This is a genomic window from Desulfovibrio sp. OH1186_COT-070 (assembly GCF_003860215.1).
Classification (GTDB): Bacteria; Desulfobacterota; Desulfovibrionia; order Desulfovibrionales; family Desulfovibrionaceae; genus Desulfovibrio.
The window spans coordinates 1-3795 of the sequence record NZ_RQYH01000067.1 but is presented as its reverse complement, the minus strand read 5'-3'; the positions used below and the strand labels follow the sequence as shown (position 1 = coordinate 3795).

The window sequence follows — 3795 nt, the reverse complement described above, 5'->3', positions numbered from 1 at the left end:
GCTCAGTGGAAGGACGAATACATTCGGCAGGGCGTAGTGATGGGGTGGGCCGAAGGGAAGGCGGAAGGAAAAGCTGAAGGCAGGGCGGAAGGCAGGGCTGAAGGCAGGGCCGAAGGCAAGGCTGAAGGTATCTCCATTGGGGAAACCAGAGGATTTGGCCTGGCCTTGCAGGATTTGCTGGAGGCGCGTTTTGGCACGCTTCCCCAGTCAGTGACTTCCTACATTGCCAGCTCGTCTGACGCCAATGCCCTGCGGAAGCTGACGCTTTTTGCCTACCGTGCGGAGTCGTTGCAGGCTGTTGTTGACCGGATCAACAACGACACCAAGATGATGTGATTTGTATCTTCAGCAAAACACGATGGCCGCCTGTGCTCGTGCGCAGGCGGCTTTTTGCGTGCGCGATCTCCCGCTCCATAAGTATGGGAAATTCTGCTTTCAAACGCTGCCATTTTGGAGGGGATTACAGTCATGACGTGGGCTCTTTGTGCCCTGCCTTGAAGATACGCACTGCAGCGTCACAAGGTCAACTGTGCCCTTGAAAGCTCGGCGGTTTGTCACGCATTGTTGCCCCGTGCCCATCTGATTGCCATCGGCTGCCACGCTAACGGCGAAAAAGTTCCGCATGTGAGCCAAGGCGGGCGATTTTCAGAATGCCCGGTTCTTCTGTCTTGTAGATCAGCAACAAGTCCGGTTTCAGGTGGCACTCCCGATAGCCTTTCCAGTCACCGACCAGAGCATGGTCCCGATAACGCTCCGGGAGCGGCTGGTCGGCGGCCAGAAACGAAGCCACATCCTCATAAAGCGCCCGTACGTCCCCAGCATGGCGAGGGTTTGTCCTGGCGCGTTTGTAGTCTTTTTTGAAGGCTGTGGATACGCTAATCGTCCGCATCAAGCTCCGCCATCATTTCAGCGACAGAATTGAACGTATGCCCCTTTCCGGCTTCCAACTCCGCAATGGCTTGGCGTGTTGTCGAGTTGGGCGCCTTTACAGCAAAGGGTAAGCGGCGTTCATTTGCCACACGGCGCATGAGAAGACGGATCGCATCAGAAACAGACAACCCCATTGCTGCCAGAGCGTCCGCAGCCCGTGCCTTTGTGTCAGCATCAATGCGTGCCCGCACATAGGTATCTTGAATTTGTGTTGTATGCATGGCGTTTCCCTCGAAACAATATGTAGTCACAATATGGCCACGCGTCAAGCGACAGCTTCTCTCCGCCAAGACGCATCGACCGGCGTACACCCCGGCCATGAAACGGAAACGGGCAGCACAGGCTCTGCTTTTGCATGCAGCCACAGATAGGGGGGATTATATGGGGACTGCACAGCACCTTGCCCCTCGGGCACCACTGGAATAGGATGTGCGTATGGGGGCTGGACGAAAGCCGGGTGCCCGCCGACGCGCTGGACAACGGAAGCGGGAGGTGGATGCCATGTTGGAAGAACGCGCCGCTCAGTGGAAGGACGAATACATTCGGCAGGGCGTAGTGATGGGGTGGGCCGAAGGGAAAGCGGAAGGAAGAGCTGAAGGAAGGGCTGAAGGATTTGGCCTGGCCTTGCAGGATTTGCTGGAGGCGCGCTTTGGCACGCTTCCCCAGTCCGTGACTTCCTACATTGCCAGTTCGTCTGACGCCAACGCCCTGCGGAAGCTGACGCTTTTTGCCTACCGTGCAGAATCGTTGCAGGCTGTTGTTGACCGGATCAACGACGACACCAAGATGATGTGATTTGTATCTTCAGCAAAACACGATGGCCGCCTGTGCTTCTGTGCAGGCGGCTTTTTTGTGTGCGCGATCTCCCGCTCCATGAGTATGGGAAATTCTGCTTTCAAACGCTGCCATTTTGGAGGGGATTACAGTGCCGCAGGGAGTTTCTTTTTTCGAAGGGTCACAGCAGGAAAGCACTGTACAGATCAAGAATGCTCCTGGCCTTTCGGGCAAGGGAGGGGGAGAACACTCCACGGCACGTGGGGTGATTCTTTGTTGGCAACTTGTGGGTGCGGATCAACAGGTTTCATTTTTTTTCGTAACTGATGACAAATATTCGCCGAATCCAGGCTTTCATGATAGAGCCGTGAAGACGGCGGCGGCTGTTCCATATGCAGGACAACACGGATTTTGCAAGCCTTTGCCACTGCTTGCGCGAACCGTTGTTCTGCATCCACAGCATTGCATTTTGCTGAAAAAAGGCCAGCAAGCGTGTCATAAACTTTTTTCCATACTTCTTCATGCAAAGGAACAGTGCATCGGCGTCCATGCTTTTGAAAATTTTTTACCTCAATGAGCCATAGAGTCTTTTTTTCATCAAGGGCAACAATATCTACAGCTTTTATGCCATTATCCATTGTTCCAAACTGGTTTCGATAAAAGCTCCAGTCATCGTATTTGGCGACTTTCCAGGAGTCAGGAAAATCGAAGCGGAAACCATCTGCATCTATCTCTGGCATAGCTACATTCCGCACTGAAGATATTCTTCGGACTGGGCAATGCTGGCATCCAGCATGGCAAGGTCGCCAATATCATTGGCAGAGTCGCCTGCTGTCACATCCACGCCATTTTTCGCGAAGTGCAAACCAAAATACCGGACATTGGGCAGTGATTTTTTTTCCTGCATGATTTCCAACTCTCGAAGCAAGAACAGACTGTGTGTGGCAACAGTGATTTGCATGATTTTTGACAAATCGACCAAAATGGAAGCCAGCTTTTTTATGAGGCATGGATTCAGGTTGGATTCCGGCTCATCCCAGAACAGAGAAGAACGCTCCTGCAATCCACCGGTTTGGAGAAGGTATACAAGCATCCCCAGCTTCCTGTGCCCTTCTGCCATAAGCGGCGCCTCCAGGCGTTTGTTTACAGAGTTTTTTTGCGATTGGTTGCCGTAATAATAAAAAGCATCGTTTTCCAGTTTTACAGTGCCGCCAATGGTCTGTTCAAGAAGTTCAAGAGAACTGGCGATGGAGCCTTTTCGTGGCCCTTTCAGAGGCTTCGCCGAAAGAGCTTTGGCCAGGTCAAGATACGTTGCATCAAAATGCAGCTCACGAGTGCTTATGGCATGATAAAACCCTGAATAGACAGACAGTATTTCTTTTGGCGGCAAAAACAACGGAAGAGATATGGCCGTGTTGCAAGAAAAGGAATCAAGATGAACACGCTCTGTGTTTTTGGGTGAAAAGTTGCAGACAAGTTCCCATTTTTCAGGCCAGGAAGCTCTGATTGTGCAACTGGAATGCCCGTGAACGCGAGAGGCAAGGCGCCCCAAGCGGTCTGCGCGAAAGACTGCCGTCAGGTGCTTTGCAAAATCACGCGCATATGCCTCCTTGGCAAACGAAGCATCCGGCCATGCCAAAGAGCGCAAAACAGCGTAACAAAGCTTGAGAAGGTGGCTTTTGCCTGTGCCATTTTCTCCCACAATCACATTGAGGCCTTTTGAAAATGTCAATGCAGACTTTGAAAAACAGGTAAAGTTCTCTATTTTCAGCTTTTTGAGCATAACCGATTATCCCCTGAAAAATTTTATGCCATCACCTTGCGACCATTCATTGGATGTCGTTTCAGAGTCTTTTTCTTTTCTGTACGTTACCTGCCCGATCGCTGTCCAGAATTTTCGCTGGTTCTGCGGCGTCGAGCAAGCCCTGATGCTCCATTGCTCCTGCACGTATGCAGGGCGGCAGAAATGTGAACCCCCGTCCCGGCCGGAGGTGGCGCGGGACGGCGGCTTTTTTGCGTGCATGATCTCGCCTTGCCCGTCGAGCATCACTGGGATAGGATGTGTGTATGGGGGCTGGACGAAAGCCGGGT

Annotated in this window: 6 protein-coding genes and 1 pseudogene; 2 read left to right on the top strand and 5 right to left on the bottom strand. The window is 52.3% G+C overall.

The features are described from left to right. A pseudogene (locus EII23_RS13205) lies at window positions 1–336 on the top strand (hypothetical protein); the annotation flags it as partial. Window positions 337–601: 265 nt separating this feature from the next. Here EII23_RS13205 and EII23_RS11715 read toward each other — a convergent pair. Continuing rightward, entirely contained in the window at window positions 602–889 is a 288-nt protein-coding gene (locus tag EII23_RS11715) for a type II toxin-antitoxin system YafQ family toxin (protein ID WP_124793521.1), read from the bottom strand. Next, the gene (locus EII23_RS11710; RefSeq protein WP_124793520.1) at window positions 876–1151 is read right to left on the bottom strand and encodes a type II toxin-antitoxin system RelB/DinJ family antitoxin; all 276 of its coding nucleotides are present in this window, start codon (window positions 1149–1151) and stop codon (window positions 876–878) included. The genes EII23_RS11715 and EII23_RS11710 overlap by 14 nt, the downstream gene beginning before the upstream one ends. A gap of 280 nt (window positions 1152–1431) precedes the next feature. On the opposite strand from EII23_RS11710, the gene EII23_RS11705 reads away from it, so the two are divergent. Further along, on the top strand, window positions 1432–1725 hold the full coding sequence (locus EII23_RS11705; protein ID WP_124793519.1) for a hypothetical protein: 294 nt from the start codon (window positions 1432–1434) through the stop codon (window positions 1723–1725). Window positions 1726–1910: 185 nt separating this feature from the next. Here the strand turns inward: EII23_RS11705 and EII23_RS11700 are convergent, their stop codons facing one another. From EII23_RS11700 to EII23_RS13200, 3 genes are all read right to left on the bottom strand, one after another. Next, window positions 1911–2444, bottom strand: coding sequence for a hypothetical protein (locus EII23_RS11700; protein ID WP_185702391.1), 534 nt, complete (start codon window positions 2442–2444; stop codon window positions 1911–1913). A gap of 2 nt (window positions 2445–2446) precedes the next feature. Next, a complete protein-coding gene (locus EII23_RS11695; protein ID WP_124793518.1) occupies window positions 2447–3487 on the bottom strand; it encodes an ATP/GTP-binding protein in 1041 nt (346 codons plus the stop codon). Window positions 3488–3493: 6 nt separating this feature from the next. Continuing rightward, on the bottom strand, window positions 3494–3795 hold a 302-nt coding region (locus EII23_RS13200; RefSeq protein WP_221620402.1), incomplete at its 5' end, for a hypothetical protein.